The sequence below is a fragment of the Micromonospora sp. TSRI0369 genome (genome assembly GCF_001905625.1).
Classification (GTDB): Bacteria; Actinomycetota; Actinomycetes; order Mycobacteriales; family Micromonosporaceae; genus Micromonospora; species Micromonospora echinospora_A.
The window spans coordinates 651,739-670,049 of record NZ_LIVU01000001.1; the positions used below are offsets into that span (position 1 = coordinate 651,739).

Sequence of the window (18,311 nt, forward strand, 5' to 3'; positions counted from 1 at the left end):
CAATCACCGCTGAGCGCATCGTTGCTGGTCAACGGCTCGGCAACCGGCGGTCATGTGACGGTGAAAAGCGTTCTCAACAAAAAGTTGCAACAAATCGACGCACGCATCTTCCCACCAGTCGCAGCAGTGTCTATGTTCACCCTTGGTCCCACTAGTGGGACGTTCCACCGGCCCGTACCCCCAGTTGGGCCGGTTCCCTCACACCGGAGGTACCACGTGCGCAAAGTCGCAGTGGGTCTGCTCGGGCTTTCGCTGACCGCGACGGGGCTGATGGCAGGCACGTCCGCCAGCGCCGCGCCGACGCCGAAGCTGCCGGCCGCCGCTCCGTCGGTGGCCGAGCCTGCGCAGGCTGAGCACGACCTGCCCAACCCGCTGGAGGAGAAGCGGCGCGCGCTGCGCCAGGAGGGCCTCAGCGAGGTCCTGTCCGGCAGGGCGAAGGCCCAGAAGATCAACGGCAGCAAGGTCGTCAAGGTCGGCGAGCAGGCTGTCGCCGGTCCCGCGGCGGGCAAGGCAGCCAAGAGCACCAAGGCAGGCAAGGGTCCGACCAAGGACCAGTACGTCGAACTCTCCCGCGAGCGGACCGACAAGATCTTCGTCATCCTCGCGGAGTTCGGCGACGAGCGGCACCCGAACTACCCGGACCAGGACACCGACCCGGACACCCCGGGCCCGACCCGGTTCGACGGTCCGCTCCGCAACCAGATCCCCCAGCCCAACCGGGCGGTGGACAACTCCACGGTCTGGCAGGCGGACTACAGCGCCGACTACTACCGGGATCTGTACTTCGGCACCAAGCCCGGCGAGGAGTCGCTGAAGCAGTACTACGAGGCCCAGTCCTCGGGTCGGTACAGCGTCGACGGCGAGGTCACCAACTGGGTGAAGGTGCGGTACAACGAGGCTCGCTACGGCCGCTCCGGCGGCTACCCGTGCGCCTCGAACGTCTGCACCAACACCTGGGCCCTGGTCCGCGACGCCGCCAACCAGTGGGTCGCCGACCAGAAGGCGCAGGGCCGCTCCGACGCGGAGATCGCCGCGGACGTCAAGGCGATGGACGAGTGGGACCGGTACGACTTCGACGGCGACGGCGACTTCAACGAGCCGGACGGCTACATCGACCACTTCCAGATCGTCCACGCCGGCGGTGACGAGGCCGACGGTGACCCGTACCAGGGTGAGGACGCCATCTGGAGCCACCGGTGGTACGCCTTCGCCAGCGACCAGGGCAACACCGGCCCGGAGAACTTCCCGGCCGGCGGCACCCAGATCGGCAACACCGGCGTCTGGATCGGTGACTACACGATCCAGCCGGAGAACGGTGGCCGCAGCGTCTTCTACCACGAGTACGGCCACGACCTCGGTCTGCCGGACGACTACAACGTGGTCAGTGGTGGGGACAACAACAACGAGCACTGGACCCTGATGGCCCAGAGCCGGCTCGGCGCCAAGAACGACGGCGGCATCGGCGAGCGCGGTGGCGACCTCGGCGCCTGGAACAAGCTCCAGCTCGGCTGGCTCGACTACGAGGTGATCGTGGCCGGCCAGAAGCGCACCCTGGAACTCGGGCCGCAGGAGTACAACTCCAACAAGGCCCAGGGCGCCGTGGTGGTGCTGCCGCAGCGGGAGTACACGTTCCAGAACGGCAAGCCCTTCGAGGGTACGAAGCAGTTCTTCTCGGGCAACGACGACGACCTGAACAACACGATGACGCGCACTGTCGACCTCACCGGGAAGACCAGCGCCGCGCTGTCGATGAAGGGTCGCTACAGCATCGAGGCGGACTACGACTACCTCTTCTTCGAGGCGTCCACCGACGGTGGCCAGACCTGGGCCTCGCTGCCCGGTACGGCCAACGGCACCCCGCTGAAGGAGATCTCCCCCGGGCGCTACGCCCTGGACGGCTCCAGCAACAACCAGTGGGTCGACGTCAACATCCCGATGGACGCGGTCGCCGGCAAGGTCGTGCAGTTCCGGCTCCGCTACCAGACGGACGGCGGCGTCTCCGAGGGCGGCTTCTACGGTGACGCGGTCACCGTGACCGCCGACGGTCAGACGGTGCTCACCGACGGCGCCGAGGCCGGCGCGAACGGCTGGACCCTCAGCGGCTTCAGCATCGTCGAGGAGACCTACACCCGTAAGTTCGACAACTACTACATCGCCGGTCACCGGTCGTACGTCTCGTACGACAAGTACCTCAAGACCGGCCCGTACTTCTTCGGCTACGCGAACACCCGCCCGGACTACGTGGACCACTACGCGTACCAGGAGGGTCTGCTGATCTCCTACTGGAACCTCCGGTTCGCGGACAACGACACGTTCGCGCACCCGGGTGAGGGTCGGAACATGATCATCGACGCGCACCCGCGGCCGATCTACAACCTGACCGGCCAGCCCTGGCGGGCCCGTGTCCAGGTCTACGACGCGCCGTTCAGCCTGAAGAAGGCCGACTCGTTCACGCTGCACATCAACAGCCAGCCGCAGTACATCCGCGGCCAGGCGGCGCAGCCGCTGTTCGACGACACCAAGCAGTACTGGTACCCGGAGCTGCCGAACCACGGCGTCAAGCTCCCGGCCACCGGCACCAAGATCAAGGTCCTGGAGCAGAACGGCACCTCGCTGAAGGTCCGCTTCTCCTGATCCACTGATCGACGCGCCACGCGATGCCCGGGCGGGCTCACCGCCCGGGCATCGCCCTTTCCGCCGGAACCCGCCGGCCCGTGCCCGCGTCCTACCCCGGTGACGTCCCGTACCGCCCTGCCGGCCGCTCTCGCGACGGCGCTGCTCGCCGCCGCGGGCTGCGCCGGAAACGGAGGACCCGTGTCCGACGACCGCCAGCCGCCCACCCCGGTCACGCCGCCCTCCGCCGGCCCGGCCGCGCCGCCCGCGTCCCGAGCCGACGCACCGGCCGCGAGCGGCGCGGCCACGCCCGCCGACCGGCCCACGCCGCTGTCCGCCACCGAACTGCCGACGCTGCGGCGCCCCGCCGGCCCCCCGAAGAAGCCGACCGACAACCGGCCGGCCGGCGTCGTCGCCGGCTGGATCATCCGGGGCGGCTCCGGCCCCTGCTACGGCCTGATGGACGAGAACGGCACGGAGTACGCCGTCTACGGCCCGAACACCGGGGAACTGCGCAAGGGCGACTTCGTCTCGCTGCGGCTCACCGCGCGGGACCGCTCGGTCGACTGCGGTCCCGGCATCCCGATGCGCGTCGTCGAATCCTGACCTCACAAGCGGTCTCGGGGCTCATGGGTCGCCTCCCGGAGAAATCCCTGATCCTGGTCACCTGCGAGCCCGATGCGCGACCGGCGGCCCTAGGCTGTGCCCCATGACCGACCAGCGCGGCGGACCCGTCGACGAGTCCTGCGTCCTGCCCGAAGGGCCGTGGACGCACCGGTTCGTCGGCGCCAACGGCAGCCGGTTCCACGTCGTCGAGGCGGGCGCCGGCCCGATGGTGCTCTTCCTGCACGGCTTCCCCGAGTACTGGTACGCCTGGCACGAGATGCTTCCGGCGGTCGCGGACGCGGGCTTCCGGGCGGTCGCCGTCGACCTGCGCGGCTACGGCGCGAGCGACAAGCCACCCCGGGGGTACGACGGCTACACGCTCGCCGCCGACGTCGCCGGCCTGATCCGCGCACTGGGCGAGCGGTCCGCCACGGTGGTCGGCACCGGCGCGGGCGGGCTCATCGGCTGGACCGCCGCCTCCTTCCACCCGACCCTGGTCCGGCGGCTCGTGGTGCTCGGCGCGCCGCACCCGCTGCGGCTGCGGGCCGCCATCTTCGCCGACCCGCGCGGCCAGTTCGCCTCGGCCACCGCCACGCTGAAGTTCCAGCTCCCCCGCTACGAGCACGTCCTGACCCGGGACGACGCCGCCGAGGTGGAGGAGATCCTGCGCCGGTGGGGCGGCCCACGCTGGGCGGACAGCCCCGACTTCGCCGACTACGCCCACTGCTGCCGGGTCGCGATGCAGATCCCGCAGGCCGCGTTCTGCGCGATGGAGGGCTACCGCTGGGCGTTCCGCTCGGTGCTGCGGCTGCACGGCTACCGCTTCGTGAAGCTGATGCAGAAGCCGCTCGTCACGCCGACCCTGCAACTGCACGGCGCACTCGACCGCGCCTCGCTGCCCCGTACCGCCCAGGGCTCCGGCCGCTACGTCAGCGCGCCGTACGAGTGGCGGCTGCTCGACGACGTGGGGCACTTCCCGCACGTGGAGGCCCGGGACCTGGTGCTCGGCGAGATCCTGCGCTGGGCGAAGTCCTGACTCAGACCCGCTGCTCGCCCAGGTCGGCCACCTCGGACGCGGGCGCCCAGCCCTGGTAGACGCCGAAGTCGAACGCCTCCAGCCCCATCGCCTCGGCCACCGGCCAGCGCCCGCCCGTGTACTCCAGCCGCAACCAGCCCTCGTGCTCGGCCAGCACGATGAACGGCTGCCCCTGCCAGGTGCAGGTGGTCCGCACGTACGCGAGATCGTCGACCTCGGCCGCCGGCACCACCCGGACGTACCTGCCGGGGCGTACCTCGGTGAATCCCTCGTCCGGGCCGGGCTGGTAGAGGCGGACCTCGTCCCCCGCGGGGCTGGCCTGGTACTCCCGCCCCCGCCAGCGGGCGACGTAGCCGTCGCGGGTCACGCCTCGTCCGCCTTCCGCCAGACCAGCGCGTCGGTGTCCAGGACCGCGACCAGCCGCGTGTCGCCGTCCGCGCCGAGCCGCCACAGCTCGGCGCCGTGCGGCAGGCGGGCGCTGTCCACCTTGAACTCGGCGATCACGTCGCTGCTCTCCCCGGGGGCGAAGCCGTTGCCGCGGAACGGCAGCCGCTCGATCACCCAGCCCTCCATCGCCCGCATGGCGGACTCGTTCGGCCCGCCGTAGGGGATCCGGTAGAGGCTCGGCCGGTAGGCCGGCCACCGCAGCAGGTAGATCTCCTCGTCGTCCGGGGAGAACGGGGATCCCGGGTGGCCGAGGCCGAGCGCGCGGTACAGCACCGCCGGGCTGTTCAGGTGCGCCAACTCCCCGGCCCGGTGCACGAAACCGGAGACCCGGTCGTAGCCACGCTCCAGGTAGTAGGCGAGTTGACTCGCCGCGATCGCCTTCTGCATGGTCACCGGCCGGTTCGCGGCGATGGTCGGCGCCTCCGGGCGCTGTCGTTCCGCCGGCTGCGGCGCGGCGGCCGGCTCCGGGTCGTCGCCGAGGCCCACCTCGGCCGCCCAGTTGGCGAGCGCGAGAACCTGCTCCCCCGGGTACGTCGCACCGACCGGGCTGCCCGGGTTCACCCGGAACGACCAGGACACGTCCGGCCACTTGCGAATGAGCTGGACGAACTTGACGCGTACCGTCTCGACCGCGTCTCCGGCGTGCTCGGCGAGGCGCTCCGCGGAGGTGTAGACCGAGACGGACGTCTCGCCGTCGACCGGCTCGGTGTGCCAGACGAACCCCGGATCACCCGGACGGCTGCCGGCGACCGACTCGGGCGCGGCCGGCAGCAGTACCCGGGCCAGCAGCAGCGTGGTGAGGAAGCCGTCGGTGCTCCCGCTGCCCGCGGCGGCCAGCAACTCCTCCTCCACGTCGTTCGCCGGCACGAAGTCGGCCGGAGCGACGGCGTCCGCCGCGTCGCCGCCGATCGGTGCCGGCTCCGCTACGGGCGCGGGCGGCTCTGCCACGTCCGGCGCCTCGTGCGGGGTGGGCAGCGCGACGGTCGGCTCACCCGGGGCGAACAGCGACGTGGTGGCGGAGTTGTCGAAGGCGGCCGGTTCGGCGTGGGCGGTCGGCTGCGTGACCGGGTCGGCGTCGGTGGTCGGCTGGAAGAGCGACACGGTGGCCTGTTCCTCGGCGGTAACCGGCGCGAACAGGGGAGCCGTCGGCTCGGCCGGGGTCGGCTCGTACAGCGAGGTGGTCGGCTCGGCCGACGGCGGCTCGTACAGCGGAGTGGCCGGCTCGGCCGACGGCGTGTTCGCCTCGAACAGGGACACGGTGGGTTCGGTCGACGACGCCGGGCGCCCGAAAAGCGACTCGGACGGCTCGGCCGACGGCTCGAAGAGGGACTGCGTCGGCTCAGCCGACGATGCCGACGCCCCGAACAGAGACGTGGTGGCGTCCTCCGACGTGCGGTCGAACAGCGGCTCCGTCGGCGAGCCGGGCAACGGCGCGGTGGGTTCGGACGTCGAGGCGAACGACACCGTCGACTCGTCGAGCCGCCCGGTCCGGTCGAACGACGCCGTTTCGGCTGGTGGAACGGTGTGGGCGGCCTCGGTGAGGTTCGTCGTCTCGTCGCCGGTCGTCACCAGCGGGTCGGCCGGCAGCGGCGCGGTCGGGTCGGCGGTGCCGGCCCAGGGTGCCGCCGCGTGCTCGGCGGGCGCGGAACGCACCGGGTCGGCGTACTGCGAGGACCAGGGCGGGTCGGGCTCGGTCAGGTCGCGGGCCTCGATGACGGTGCCCTCGATGACGATGGGAGTGAAGTCCCGGCGCGGCGAGGGCGGGCTCGACACCGGCTCGGCGATCGACGGCGACAGCGCCTCCGCCGGGTCCTCGGCCGCGTTCCAGGGCGGGGCCTCACGGTCGGGGCCGAGCGGATCGGCCCAGGCGTCCGTCGCGGGGGTGGCGGGACCGGAGTGACGCCGGGGCAGCGTCTCGACGGCGTCCTCGGGTGGGCGGGTCGGCCGGAACGCCTGCGTCGCCTCGTCGGTCCGGGGAACCGGAGGCGGCTCGTCCGCCCGCGTCGCGAACGCCTGGGTGGGCTCCTCGCGTACCGGCTCGTTCAGCGGGCGGCGACGCGGAAACGGCTGGCCGCCGGCGAACCGGGTCGGCGGGGCGGCCCGGTCGGCGGCCCGCCGCGGCGCGTCCAGCGACGACGAGCGGCGGGTCGAGCGGCCGGAGGCGGGTTCGAAGAAGGAGCGGGACGGCGGCGGTGGGGTGGGGGTCGCCGGCGGCTCGTCGGTCGGCGCCGGCCGGGCGGCGAAGGGGTCCGGCTCGTCGGGGCGGCGGCGCAGATCGGTGAGCCAGCCGTCCAGGGCGTCCGTGCCCGGTTCGTCTCCGGCGTCGGCACGGCCCGGGCCGTCCCGGTCCGGCTCCCGGCGGCGGGGCGGCATGGTCGGCAGCCGCCGTCCCAGGACCGAAGCGCCGCGCATCGGCACCGTTGGCGGCTCGTCGTGCTCCGTCCGCCGTTCGCCCCGGCCGTTCGGTACCGGGGGAGGCGGAACGGCGGGAGGCGGAACGGCTACGGGCGGCACCGCGGCCGGGGGAACCACAGGGGGCGGAACGGCGGCCGGCGGGACGGGCACGGCCGAGGGGCGGGGCGCGGACTCGGGTGCGCCGTTGCGAGCGCTCCGGGCCGCGCTCTCCACCCGGTCCAGCCGGGCCCGGGCGCCCATGGTCCGGCCGGGCAGCCGGACGTCGCCCCGGGAGAGCTGAGCGACGTACCAGGCGGGCAGGTAGCCCTCGATCGGCAACCCGGGGTTGACCGCCAGCCACCACTCCGGGTTGGGCCAGCCGGCCGCCAGCTCCGGGTAGGGGACACGGCGGGCCGTGCCGGCGTTCTCCCCCAGGCTGGCCCGCAGCGCGGCGGCGGAGGTGAAGGCGAGCACGTGCGTGCGGCCGCCGGAGGTCCAGGTGCCCCATCCGCCGGCCGAGCCGCCCGCGACCGGCAGGAAAAGATCGACGCGCGTCAGAGCGCGAAAGTACTGCTGCTGGTCCTGGGCGCGTAACGCGTCCCGCATCGCCACCTCGGCCTCGGTGGCCGGCTCCCATCCGGTCACGGCCACCTCTCCTTCCGCGAACAGGCCACAGGCATCGCCTACAACCTACAAGGTGGCAGCAAGATCAGGACTTCTGGCCATCGACGGTCGGCCCAGATGTCCGCGAGGCGATAACATCCCGTCCCGGAGCCGACACGTTACGGAGGTCGTCGATGTCTCGGCCTGTCGCGTACCCCGCAGTGGCCGCCTTGGCGACGCTCCTCCTCATCGGGTCTCCGGTCGCCCCGGCGGCGGCTCGCGCACCGGCCGGCTGCGCCTCGCCGCCCACCCCGGCACGGCCGGTGGCGCAACAGCCGTGGCCGCAGCAACGGTACGCCCCGGACCGGCTCACCCCGCTCGCCACCGGCGCCGGAGTCGTGGTCGCGGTGGTCGACTCGGGTGTGGACCGGTCCCATCCGCAACTCGCGGGGCGCGTCCTGTCCGGCGCCGACTTCCTCGACCGGGGCGGGGACGGCACCCGGGACTGCGCCGGGCACGGCACCGGCGTGGCCAGCATCGTCGCCGCCGCCCCGCAGCCCGGCATCGCGTTCCGCGGCCTCGCGCCGGACGCGCGCATCCTGCCGGTACGGGTGAGCGAGCAGCAGGTGGTCGAGGGACGGGAGTCGGGGCGCACAGTCGACGCAGCCGGTTTCGCCCGGGCGATCCGGTGGGCGGTGGACCACGACGCCGACGTGCTCAACCTCTCGGTCGTGCTGTACGCGGACGATCCCGACGTGCGCGCCGCCGTCGCCTACGCGCTACGACGGGACGTGGTGGTGGTCGCTGCCGCCGGGAACCTGCACGACAACGGCGATCCCCGGCCCTATCCGGCGGCGTACAACGGCGTGCTGGGGGTGGGCGCGATCGGCCCGGAGGGCACCCGCTCGGCGTTCTCCCAGACCGGCCCGTACGTCGACGTGGTCGCCCCGGGCAGCGAGGTGCTGATGGCGGCTCCCCGGCAGGGACACCACCGGGCGGAGGGCACCAGCTACGCCACCCCGTTCGTGGCCGGCACCGCGGCGCTGCTGCGCGAGTACCGGCCCCGGCTGAGCGCGGACGAGGTGGCCGCCCGGATCGTGGCCGCCGCCGACCCGGCACCGGGACGCGATGCCGGCTACGGGGCGGGGGTGCTCAACCCGTACCGGGCGGTGACCGAGTCGGCGGGTGCCCTGGACTCCCGGCCCCGGCCGGGCGCCGCGCTGCCTGCCGAGCGGCCGGACCCGGCCGCGCTGGCCCGCGCGGCTCGCCGCGGGACGGCCCGGGACCGGGCGCTGCTGACCGCCGCCGTCGTGGGCGGGGCGGTGGCGCTCGTGACGGCGCTCGCCCTGGTGCTGCCGCGCGGAGCACGGCGGCGCTGGCGGGCGGCCGACCCGGCCTGAAACGCCGTGCGGCCCGGATCAGGGAGACCCGGGCCGCACGGCTCCGCTTCACTGGAACAGGTTGGCGTTGCGCTTCTCGGTGTCGAGGTAGTCGGCCGCGGAATCCTCCACCGCGAGCTTGATGTCACGCAGCATCGCCTGGAGGTCCTGCGAGGCGGCCCGCCACCGGGACTGCCGCACCTCGTACGCCTCGCGGGCGGAGCCGTTCCAGCTCGCCACCAGCGGGGCTGCGTCGCGTTCCAGCTGGCCGAGCTGGCTCTCCAGGGTGGACAGCGCCCGTTGGATGTCCGCGCCGGCCTGTTGCAGGGCGGCGAAGTTGACGACCAGCACACCGTGCTCCATGAGTTCGATCCTTCCGGTTGTCAGAGGGGCAGCTGGATGCCGCGGTTGGTGCCCGCCACCCGGCCGGCGGCCTCGGTGTCGGACAGGTCGTACTGCCGGCCGGCGGTGCGGATCGCGGTGGCGGTCTCCCGCAGCGCTCGCTGAAGGGCCGCCTGGTCCTGCGACCACTGCTGCTTGACCTGCGCGAACGAGCGCCCACCGGCGCCCCGCCAGGCCTGCTGCAACACCTCCAGCTCGGCCATCAGGCCGCTGAGCATGGTCTGCAGCGACTGGTCGACCTGCTCGAACTTCGCGGCGGTCTGCTGCATCACCGCGGCTTCTGCCTGGGTCTGGGACATCCCGGACGTCACCTCGTCTCCTCGGTCGTGGCTGGTCACCGCAGTGACCACCGTGGACTCGTCGGGAGGGCGTCCGGGGCCGGTGGAGGGGAAGGCCAGGCGGCGGCGGACACGCGACTCGACGATTTCGTCGCTGACGGTAGCCGTCCCATTCCGGTTCTGCTACCCCTTCGGGCTCCCCTGTGGACAACCCGCCCATTACGATGTGCCACGGTGGCGTCACAGCGAGGCTCGGGCGAGGAGGTGCGGTGACCGCGACGACAACGACCCGACCGGCCGCGCCCACTCCGCTGTGGACACACCGGCCGAGCCGTCGGCAGCGGGCCGGTCAGGTGGTGGCGACACAGGTCGTGGCGGCCGTGCTGGTGGCTGCCGCCGGGCGGGGTGTCGTGGCGATCGCCGTCGCGCTGCTCACGGCCGCGCTGGTGCTGCCGGCCGCGTGGATCCGGGTACGGGGCCGCTGGCTGCACGAATGGCTCGTCACCGCCGTCGCGTACCTGACCCGGCGCCGCGCCCTGCCGGCGGCCGCCGATCCGGCGGCGCTGCTGGAGCTGGTCCGGCCGGGTTCGGTGGCCGGCTCCACCGAGCTGGCCGGCGGTCCGGCCGCCGTGCTGCACGACGCCGCCGGCCTGACCGCGCTGCTGGAACTCGGCGACCCGGACGACCTGCTCGGTGACCACGCGCGCCGGCTGCCCGCGCCGTTGGACCTGCTCCCGCCGAGCAGCCCGGACGCCCCTGCGATCCGGTTGCAGCTCGTCTTCTCGTCCTCCCCCGCGCCCGCGCCGGCCGTCGCGGCCGGTCCCGCCGGCACGTCGTACCGGCAGCTCACCGACGGCCGGGTGGCCGGGCGGTCGCGGGCGGTCCTGGCCGTCCAGGTGTTGCGCGCGGACGGCTGGCCGGACGAGGAGTTGCTGCGGGCGCTCTCCGGCACGCTGCGGCGGATCGTCCGCCGGCTCGGGCCGCTCACCGCCCGGCCGCTCGGCGGGGACGCGGCGCTGCGGGTGGTCGCCGAGCTGGCGCATCACGAGCCCAGCACCCCGGTCCGGGAGACGTGGCCGCTGCTCGCGCTGGGCGGGCTGGCTCAGGCCACCTGGCGACTGCGCCGGTGGCCGGATCCGCGTGGCGAGGCCGCCCGGGGTCTGGTCACCCGGCTGCTCGCGGTGCCGGCCACCGCCACCACCGTCGCGCTGACTGTGGGTCCCCGCACCGGTGCGGGTCCGGCCCCGGCCGAGCTGGCGGTGCGGGTCGCCGCGGGCAGCGTGGACGAGTTGTCGGCGGCGGATCGGACGCTGCGGCGGGTCGCCGGTGACGTCGGCGCCGAGCTGCGCCGGCTGGACGGGGAGCACCTGGCCGGGCTGGCCGCCACGCTGCCGTTGGGGGTGACCGGCGGGCCCGGGTCGCCGCCGCCCGCGCTGGACCTGCCCCTGGCCGCCGCCGGCCTGATGGTGGGCGCCAACCGCCACGGCGCGGCGCTCACCCTGCGCCTGTTCCGGCCGGCCACGACACGGGTTCTGCTGGTCGGCGGCGTACCTGCTGCTCAACTGCTCGTGCTGCGGGCACTGGCGCTGGGTGCCCGCGTGGCGGTGCAGACTGGCCGCCCCCGGGCCTGGGAGCCGTTCGTACGCGGTGTCGGGACGCTCGGCGGCGGCGTACCGCTGCTTGCGCCGGGGCGTCCGGTGGGCCGCGCGTCCGGCTCGCCGCTGTGCCCGCTGCTGGTCGTGGTCGACGTCGGCCCGGTGCCGCCGGACGCCGGCCCGGATGCCGCCTGGCAGTCGGTGCTCGTGGTCCGCGACGAGCTGACCTCGGCCGACACGGCCGCGCTGGCTCGCGCCGATCTGGCGATCCTCCAACCGCTCGACCCGGACGAGGCGGCGCTGGCCGGAGCGGCGCTCGGGCTCGGCGGCTCCGCCGACTGGCTGACCCGCATCCGCGACGACATGGTGGCTGTGGTCAACCGGCGGGCCCTGCGGTGGGCGCTGCTCTCACCGACGCCTGTGGAGTCGCAACTGGTCGGTCGCCCGGCGCGACACTGAGGCGCCGCGCCCCGCCCGGTCGGACGACGCTGCTTTCCCTGGTGGTACGTCCGTGGCACGATCCCGGCCATGGATTTCCTGAAGGGTCTTCTGATTCGTGTGGGCTCGACGGCGGTGGCGTTCTGGCTCGCCACGCTGCTCATCCCGGGCATCTCGCTGGACTCCGAGTCGGCCACCGAGACCGTGATCACGCTGGTGCTCGTCGCGGTGATCTTCGGCGTGGTCAACGCGGTGCTCCAGCCGATCATCAAGACCGTGGGCTGCGGGTTCTACCTGCTGACCCTCGGCCTGATCGCGATCGTGGTGAACGGCCTGCTGTTCCTGCTCACCAGCTGGATCGCCGGTGAGGCCGGGCTGCCCTTCCACGTGGACGGGTTCTGGCCGGAGGCGGTGCTGGGCGCGCTGTTCGTCGGCGTCGTCACCTGGATCCTCGGCGCCGTCCTCGACCGCGACTGACGCCCCGGTCCCGGCCGGCCGCGACGGCGACCGGCCGGGGCCACCAGACCAGCAGGAGGGAATTGGCTGGCGAGCAGCCCGGGGGACGGCGCTAACGTCGGCCGGGTGTTCACTCTGACCCGCGCGGACGGCTACCAGATCAGCACCGACCCGGACCGGATCGACCTGGACCGGGTGCACGCCTGGCTCGCCGGTGACGCGTACTGGGCGCGGGGGCGGGAGCGGGCGATGGTGGCGCGCTCGTTCGCCGGCTCGATCGGCTTCGGCGTCTACCGGCCCGATGACGGGCGGCAGGTCGCGGTGGCCCGGGTGGTCACCGACCGGGCCACGTTCGCCTGGCTCTGCGACGTCTACGTGGACCCGGCCGAGCGGGGTCGCGGCCTGGGCACCTGGCTGGCCGGCGCGGTCCGCGACCACTTGGACGAGCTGGGCGTACGCCGGATTCTGCTGGCGACGCTCGACGCGCACGGGGTCTACGCGAAGCTCGGCTTCCGCCCGGTCGCGCCGGATCGGTGGATGGAGCTGGATCAGCGGGTGACGCCGGTCACCGATAAGGACCACCGGACCGATCCACCACTTACGGTGGAGCGGTGAACCAGCTCCGGCTCGGCTACCTGTACGGCGTCGGCGCGTACCTGATCTGGGGCTTCTTCCCGATCTACCTCAAGCTGCTGCGCCCGGCCGGACCGGTGGAGATCCTCGCGCACCGGATCCTCTGGTCGGTGGCGTTCGTCGCGTTGCTGCTGGCCGCGACGCGGCACGCCGGTTTCCTGCGCAAGCTGGCCCGGCGGCCCCGCGCGCTCGCCGGCATCGGGCTCGCCGCCGCGCTGATCGCTGTCAACTGGGGCACGTACATCTACGGGGTGAACTCCGACCGGGTGGTGGAGACGGCGCTCGGCTACTTCATCAACCCGCTGGTGTCGGTGCTGTTCGGCGTGTTCCTGCTGCGGGAACGGCTGCGCCCGGCGCAGTGGGCGGCGCTCGGCGTCGGCGCGTTCGCGGTGGCGGTGCTCACCGTGGACTACGGCCGGCTGCCCTGGCTGGCGCTCACCCTGGCGTTCAGCTTCGCCGGGTACGGCCTGGTCAAGAAGCGCCTCGCGCTGCCCGCCACGGAGGGGCTCTTCGTCGAGTCGGCGGTGCTGGCGCTGCCCGCCCTGGCGTACCTGGGCTGGCTGTCGGCGCGCGGCGACTCGACGTTCGGGCACGTCTCGGCCGGGCACACCGCGCTGCTGGTGCTCGCCGGCGCCGCCACCGCGATCCCGCTGCTGCTCTTCGCCGGGGCGGCGAACCGCCTGCCGCTGTCCACTGTCGGCATGTTGCAGTACCTCGCCCCGATCCTCCAGCTCGGCTGCGGCGTGCTGATCTTCCACGAGCCGATGCCCCCGGTCCGGCTGGCCGGCTTCGCGCTGGTCTGGCTGGCCCTGATGGTCTTCACGGCGGATGCCCTCCACCACTCCCACCGCACCCGATCCGCCGCCCGCTCCCAACCCCCCACCCCCACCCTGAGCCGCTGATCTTGCACTTACCGCCCCTGCAAAAGGGGCGAAACACTCGCGCCGAGGGCCGGAAGTGCAAGATCAACGGGGAGGGGCAGAGGGTCAGCGGAAGTCGTAGGCCAGGACGGGGGCGTTGTTGCCTCGGAGGAGTTCCAGGCGGACCAGTTCGCCCTTCGTGAAGCGGGTGACGCCGGAGAAGCGCAGGTCGTCGCCGGGGGCGGCGAGCCAGGAGCCGATCTGCTCCGTCGCGCCGTCCGGGCCGTGCGCGACCAGCCGGAACGTGTACGCCTCCCGGTGCCCGGCCCGCCTGTCGTAGCCGCAGTGCATGGTGACCTCGGTGCCCCACGGCGTCTCGGTCAGCCCCACCTCGGCGTGCACCGGCACCGTCCCGGCCACCGGCCGCATGGACGTCAGCGCCACCTGCGGCGTGGACGGCTCGGCCGGCGGCTGGACCAGCGCCACCCCGACACCGGCCACCACCGCGAGCGCGGCGGCGGCGAGCGCGGTCAACGCGTACTGGCGGCGGGAGCGGGACCGCTCGCGGCGCTTGCGCTCCCGCGCGGCGTCCAGCAGCGCGGGCACCCGCGACGTCTCCGGTCCGACCTCCAGGAACTGCTCCAACCCAGCCGGGTCGAGCCGGCCCAGCAGGCCGGGCAGCACGGCGATCTCGGCCACCGCCTCCCGGCACTGGGCGCAGCCGGCCAGGTGCCGCTCGTAGGCGACCCGGTCCGCCGGGGCGAGGGCACCAAGCACGTACGCCCCGTCGTCGTGCGCGAACTCGCAGCGTGTCATCCGGTCACCCCCATCTCGGCCAGCGCCAACCGTAGTGAGCGCAGCGCGTAGTGGGTGCGCGACTTCACCGTGCCGGGCGGTACGCCCAGCCGGGCGGCCGCCTCCGCCACCGAACGCCCCTGGTAGAAGCACTCGACGAGCACTTCCCGATGGGTCGGGCTGAGCCGGTTGAGTGCCTCGGCCACGGTCCACGCCTCCACCGCGCGTTCCGTCTCGTCGACCGTCTCGGCGGTCTCCGGCAGTTCGTCCGTGTACACCTCGCCGACCCGGGCCGAACGCCGCCGCCAGGCGTCGATGGCCAGGTTCCGCGCCGTGGTGAACAGCCAGGCGCGTACCGAGCCGCGTCGCGGATCCAGCGACTCGGGATGCCGCCAGGCGCGCAGCAGCGTCTCCTGCACCAGGTCCTCGGCGCGGGGCCGATCGCCGTTGACCAACCGCAGGGCGTGCGCGTACAGCGCGTCGGCATGCTCGTCGTGCAGCGCGCGCAGCAGTTGGGCGTCGTGGTCGCTGATGGCGGTACCTCGCTTCCGGCGGCGGGGAAACCGGCGATGTGTACGCCCTTCCATACGTGCCGGGCCGCCGAACGGTTCAGCCGCAGGTCACGTCGGAGCTGTTCACGTCCGGTTCAGCTCCGGGCCGACCGCCGCTCACGGCGCCCTGGCAGCGTCCGGCGGGTGAGCGCGCGGGCCGTTCGCCCGTGCGCCTTCTCCCTCGTCCGATCTGGAGGCTCCACCTCATGAGCGACCGGCCTCGCCTGCTTCCGCTGCTCGGTGTCACCCGCCACGGCAGCCGCGACGCGATGACCTGTCTGTACCGGTGCGGGAACGCCTGTGACCACCCGGTGCCCAACCCGACCGACAACCCGTACTTCGGTGACGTGGTCGACACCGAGATCTCCCGGCGCGGCGTGGTCCGGGCCGGCGCGGTCGGTGCCCTGGTGCTCGGCTTCGGCGGTGCCGCGGCGGGCGCGCTGGCCGGCGCTCCGGCGGCCGCCGCGCCCGCCGCTCCGCCCGTGCTCGGCGGAGGCGAGGTGGCCGCCACCGGCGCGACCCGCCCTGGTAGCGGCGCGCTGACCTTCAAGCCGATCCCGCCGAACAAGCTCGACACGCTCGTCGTGCCGAACGGGTACGACCACTCGGTGGTGATCCGCTGGGGCGACGAGGTCGTGCCCGGCGCGCCCGCGTTCGATCTGGGCCGGCAGACCGCCGCCGCCCAGTCCCGGCAGTTCGGCTACAACAACGACTTCGTCGGCGTGCTGCCGATCGACCGTCGGCGCGCGCTGCTCGTGGTGAACCACGAGTACACCAACGAGGACCTGATGTTCCCCGGGTTCACCGGCCAGGACGCGCTCACCGTGGAACAGTTGCGGGTGGCGATGGCCGCGCACGGCATGTCAGTGGTCGAGCTGGAGCGGGTGGAGAACACCGGGCAGTGGCAGCCGGTGCGGCGCGGCCGGCGCGAGTACAACCGCCGGGTCACGGCGCTGGCCACGAAGTTCGAGCTGACCGGGCCGGCGGCCGGGTCGGCCTGGCTGCGTACCGCCGCCGACCCGAAGGGCCGTACGGTCATCGGCACGCTGAACAACTGCGCGGGCGGCGTCACCCCGTGGGGCACAGTGCTCTCCGGCGAGGAGAACTTCAACCAGTACTTCGTCGGCGGCGACGCCGTGGCCGAGGAGCAGAAGGCGAAGCTGACCCGCTACGGCGTCCCGACCGACGTACGCTACCCGAGCGGCAGCCGCAAGTGGGACCGGGCGGACGAGCGCTTCGACCTGGCCAGGCACCCCAACGAGGCGAACCGGTTCGGCTGGATCGTCGAGATCGACCCGTTCGATCCGCAGTCCAAGCCGCGCAAGCACACCGCGCTGGGCCGGTTCAAGCACGAGGGCGCGAACGTCATAGTGGCGCGCGACGGCCGCGTGGTCGCGTACATGGGCGACGACGAGCGCTTCGACTACCTCTACAAGTTCGTGTCGGACAAGAAGTTCATGCCGGGGAAGTCCGCGGTGGCCCGGCGGCACAACCTGACGCTGCTGGAGTCGGGCACGCTCTACGTGGCCAAGATCGAGGGGGACAGCCCGGCCGCCGAGATCGACGGCTCCGGCACGCTCCCGGCCGACGGTGGCTTCGGTGGCCGGGGCCGCTGGATCAAGCTGGTCAGCGGCAACCGCTCGTACGTCGACGGCATGACCGCCGCCGACGTGCTCACCTTCACCCGGCTGGCCGGGGACAAGGTCGGCGCGACGAAGATGGACCGCCCGGAGGACGTCGAGCCGAGCCTGCTCACCGGCAAGGTGTACGTGGCGCTGACGAACAACAGCGACCGCGGCAAGGCGGGCAAGGCGCCGGCCGACGAGGCGAACCCGCGCAACAGCAACCGGCACGGGCAGATCCTGGAGCTGGTCGAGGACCGCGGCGACAACACCGCTGAGACCTTCGCCTGGTCGCTGCCGATCGTCTGCGGCGACCCGGCCGACGCCTCGACCTACTTCGCCGGGTACGACAAGACCAAGGTCTCGCCGATCTCCTGCCCGGACAACGTCGCGTTCGACGCCACCGGCAACCTGTGGATCTCGACCGACGGCAACGCGCTCGGCAGCAACGACGGCCTGTTCGCCACCGCCGTCGAGGGTCCGGAGCGGGGCCACCTGAAGCAGTTCCTCACCGTGCCGCTCGGCGCGGAGACCTGCGGCCCGTTCATCACCGGTGACAACCGTTCGGTCTTCGTCGCGGTGCAGCACCCGGGCGAGGTGACCGGCGCGTCGGTGGAGAACCCGGCCTCCACCTGGCCGGACGGCGACTACGCCAAGCCCGGCGTGGTGGTCACCTGGCGCCTCGACGGCGGCCCGGTCGGCAGCTGACCCACCCCGGGGCGGTCCGGCGCCGGACCGCCGGCCGAAGGCCACCACCCCGCCAGGGTGGTGGCCTTCCTAGTTCTCGGAGGCGATGCCGTCGGCGATCGACCTGGCGGCGGTGAGCAGCTTCGCGCGGACCACCCGGGCCGAGGTCATCATCTCGCCGGCCGGCAACGCGCACGCGAGCACCACCCGGCGCTCGATGTCCTTGTCCGGGGCGACGAGCACCGCCGCGCACGCCACACCCTGCCGGAACTGCCCGAGTTCCAGTTGCATGCCGCGGCGGTCACCGGCGGCCAGGTCGGCCTCGAACGCCTCGACCGTGGTGAGGGTGGCGGTGGTGAACGGGCGCATGCCGTACTCGCGCAGGTAGCGGAAGCGCTGTTCGGTGGTGAGCGTGGCGAGCAGGCTCTTGCCCAGCGCGGTGGCGTGGGCGCCCTCGTCGAAGCCCGGCACCAGGTCTTCCAGGTAGGGCGAGCGCGGTCCCTCGGCGGAGGCGGTCACCGCCACCTGCCCGCCGATGAAACGGCCGAGGTAGTGGCTCCAGCCGGTGTCCGACGCGGCGCGGCGCAGCGCCTCGCCGACCGCGGGCGGCCCCCGGAACGCGGTGACCAGCTCGCGGTAGCGGTCGGCCACCTCCAACCCCACGATGTACGTCCCGTCCTCGCGCCGGATCACGTAGCCCTCGTACGCGAGCGTGCGCACGAGATGGTAGGTCGTGGCGACTGTCAACTCGCAACGCCGGGCGATCTGCTTCACGGTGAGCCCTCTCGGCGCACGGCCGACCGACTCGAGCACTCGAAGCGCGCGGGACACGCTGCGGATCAGGTCCGAAGGTTCCGCCAAGGGGTCGCGCACAACCACCTCCGCCGCCGGGGACTTACACCATATGAAAAACCGG

16 protein-coding genes are annotated in these 18,311 nt (G+C 73.2%); 9 read left to right on the top strand and 7 right to left on the bottom strand.

What is annotated here, in order from left to right; genetic code table 11:
* Nucleotides 1–231 precede the first annotated feature (231 nt).
* The 3 genes from AMK25_RS03205 (at nucleotide 232) to AMK25_RS03215 (ending at nucleotide 4,255) form a co-directional block, all read left to right on the top strand.
* On the top strand, nucleotides 232–2,634 hold the full coding sequence (locus AMK25_RS03205; RefSeq protein ID WP_073826268.1) for an immune inhibitor A domain-containing protein: 2,403 nt from the start codon (nucleotides 232–234) through the stop codon (nucleotides 2,632–2,634).
* Between the two features lie 180 nt (nucleotides 2,635–2,814).
* Nucleotides 2,815–3,219, top strand: a complete 405-nt coding sequence (locus tag AMK25_RS03210) for a hypothetical protein (protein WP_241826228.1) — start codon at nucleotides 2,815–2,817, stop codon at nucleotides 3,217–3,219.
* 103 nt (nucleotides 3,220–3,322) lie between these two features.
* On the top strand, nucleotides 3,323–4,255 hold the full coding sequence (locus AMK25_RS03215; protein WP_073826271.1) for an alpha/beta fold hydrolase: 933 nt from the start codon (nucleotides 3,323–3,325) through the stop codon (nucleotides 4,253–4,255).
* A 1-nt stretch (nucleotide 4,256) separates the two neighbouring features.
* On the opposite strand, the gene AMK25_RS03220 is transcribed toward AMK25_RS03215, so the two are convergent.
* A complete protein-coding gene (locus AMK25_RS03220; RefSeq protein ID WP_073826273.1) occupies nucleotides 4,257–4,622 on the bottom strand; it encodes a hypothetical protein in 366 nt (121 codons plus the stop codon).
* A complete protein-coding gene (locus tag AMK25_RS03225) occupies nucleotides 4,619–7,741 on the bottom strand; it encodes an SseB family protein (protein ID WP_073827060.1) in 3,123 nt (1,040 codons plus the stop codon). The genes AMK25_RS03220 and AMK25_RS03225 overlap by 4 nt, the downstream gene beginning before the upstream one ends.
* Nucleotides 7,742–7,893: 152 nt before the next feature.
* Here AMK25_RS03225 and mycP point away from each other — a divergent pair, with 152 nt between their 5' ends.
* On the top strand, nucleotides 7,894–9,099 hold the full coding sequence (gene mycP, locus AMK25_RS03230; RefSeq protein ID WP_073826276.1) for a type VII secretion-associated serine protease mycosin: 1,206 nt from the start codon (nucleotides 7,894–7,896) through the stop codon (nucleotides 9,097–9,099).
* Between the two features lie 48 nt (nucleotides 9,100–9,147).
* On the opposite strand, the gene AMK25_RS03235 is transcribed toward mycP, so the two are convergent.
* Entirely contained in the window at nucleotides 9,148–9,441 is a 294-nt protein-coding gene (locus tag AMK25_RS03235) for a WXG100 family type VII secretion target (RefSeq protein WP_073826279.1), read from the bottom strand.
* Nucleotides 9,442–9,461: 20 nt separating this feature from the next.
* Nucleotides 9,462–9,779, bottom strand: a complete 318-nt coding sequence (locus AMK25_RS03240) for a WXG100 family type VII secretion target (RefSeq protein WP_073827061.1) — start codon at nucleotides 9,777–9,779, stop codon at nucleotides 9,462–9,464.
* Nucleotides 9,780–10,027: 248 nt separating this feature from the next.
* Between AMK25_RS03240 and eccE the strand changes: the two genes are divergently transcribed.
* From eccE to rarD, 4 genes are all read left to right on the top strand, one after another.
* A complete protein-coding gene (gene eccE / locus AMK25_RS03245; protein ID WP_073826282.1) occupies nucleotides 10,028–11,812 on the top strand; it encodes a type VII secretion protein EccE in 1,785 nt (594 codons plus the stop codon).
* 69 nt (nucleotides 11,813–11,881) lie between these two features.
* A complete protein-coding gene (locus AMK25_RS03250; RefSeq protein WP_073826286.1) occupies nucleotides 11,882–12,268 on the top strand; it encodes a phage holin family protein in 387 nt (128 codons plus the stop codon).
* Between the two features lie 105 nt (nucleotides 12,269–12,373).
* Entirely contained in the window at nucleotides 12,374–12,862 is a 489-nt protein-coding gene (locus AMK25_RS03255) for a GNAT family N-acetyltransferase (RefSeq protein WP_073826289.1), read from the top strand.
* Entirely contained in the window at nucleotides 12,859–13,782 is a 924-nt protein-coding gene (gene rarD / locus AMK25_RS03260; protein WP_073826292.1) for an EamA family transporter RarD, read from the top strand. The genes AMK25_RS03255 and rarD overlap by 4 nt, the downstream gene beginning before the upstream one ends.
* 84 nt (nucleotides 13,783–13,866) lie before the next feature.
* On the opposite strand, the gene AMK25_RS03265 is transcribed toward rarD, so the two are convergent.
* Nucleotides 13,867–14,556: an anti-sigma factor family protein gene (locus tag AMK25_RS03265; RefSeq protein ID WP_073826296.1), complete on the bottom strand. Its 690-nt coding sequence runs from the start codon at nucleotides 14,554–14,556 to the stop codon at nucleotides 13,867–13,869.
* On the bottom strand, nucleotides 14,553–15,122 hold the full coding sequence (locus tag AMK25_RS03270) for a sigma-70 family RNA polymerase sigma factor (RefSeq protein ID WP_013283619.1): 570 nt from the start codon (nucleotides 15,120–15,122) through the stop codon (nucleotides 14,553–14,555). Before AMK25_RS03270 ends, AMK25_RS03265 begins: the two co-directional genes overlap by 4 nt.
* Nucleotides 15,123–15,292: 170 nt before the next feature.
* Between AMK25_RS03270 and AMK25_RS03275 the strand changes: the two genes are divergently transcribed.
* Nucleotides 15,293–17,416 carry a PhoX family protein gene (locus AMK25_RS03275; protein ID WP_073826299.1) on the top strand — a complete coding sequence of 708 codons (2,124 nt, stop codon included), beginning with the start codon at nucleotides 15,293–15,295 and terminating at the stop codon, nucleotides 17,414–17,416.
* A gap of 69 nt (nucleotides 17,417–17,485) precedes the next feature.
* On the opposite strand, the gene AMK25_RS03280 is transcribed toward AMK25_RS03275, so the two are convergent.
* The gene (locus AMK25_RS03280) at nucleotides 17,486–18,268 is read right to left on the bottom strand and encodes an IclR family transcriptional regulator (protein ID WP_073826302.1); all 783 of its coding nucleotides are present in this window, start codon (nucleotides 18,266–18,268) and stop codon (nucleotides 17,486–17,488) included.
* Nucleotides 18,269–18,311 lie beyond the last annotated feature (43 nt).

Coding starts and splice junctions, on each gene's coding strand:
- AMK25_RS03215 (WP_073826271.1), top strand. CDS start 3,323: ATGACCGACCAGCGCGGCGGACCCGTCGACGAGTCCTGCGTCCTGCCC.
- mycP (WP_073826276.1), top strand. CDS start 7,894: ATGTCTCGGCCTGTCGCGTACCCCGCAGTGGCCGCCTTGGCGACGCTC.
- AMK25_RS03235 (WP_073826279.1), bottom strand. CDS start 9,441: ATGGAGCACGGTGTGCTGGTCGTCAACTTCGCCGCCCTGCAACAGGCC.
- AMK25_RS03240 (WP_073827061.1), bottom strand. CDS start 9,779: ATGTCCCAGACCCAGGCAGAAGCCGCGGTGATGCAGCAGACCGCCGCG.
- AMK25_RS03250 (WP_073826286.1), top strand. CDS start 11,882: ATGGATTTCCTGAAGGGTCTTCTGATTCGTGTGGGCTCGACGGCGGTG.
- AMK25_RS03265 (WP_073826296.1), bottom strand. CDS start 14,556: ATGACACGCTGCGAGTTCGCGCACGACGACGGGGCGTACGTGCTTGGT.
- AMK25_RS03270 (WP_013283619.1), bottom strand. CDS start 15,122: ATGGAAGGGCGTACACATCGCCGGTTTCCCCGCCGCCGGAAGCGAGGT.
- AMK25_RS03275 (WP_073826299.1), top strand. CDS start 15,293: ATGAGCGACCGGCCTCGCCTGCTTCCGCTGCTCGGTGTCACCCGCCAC.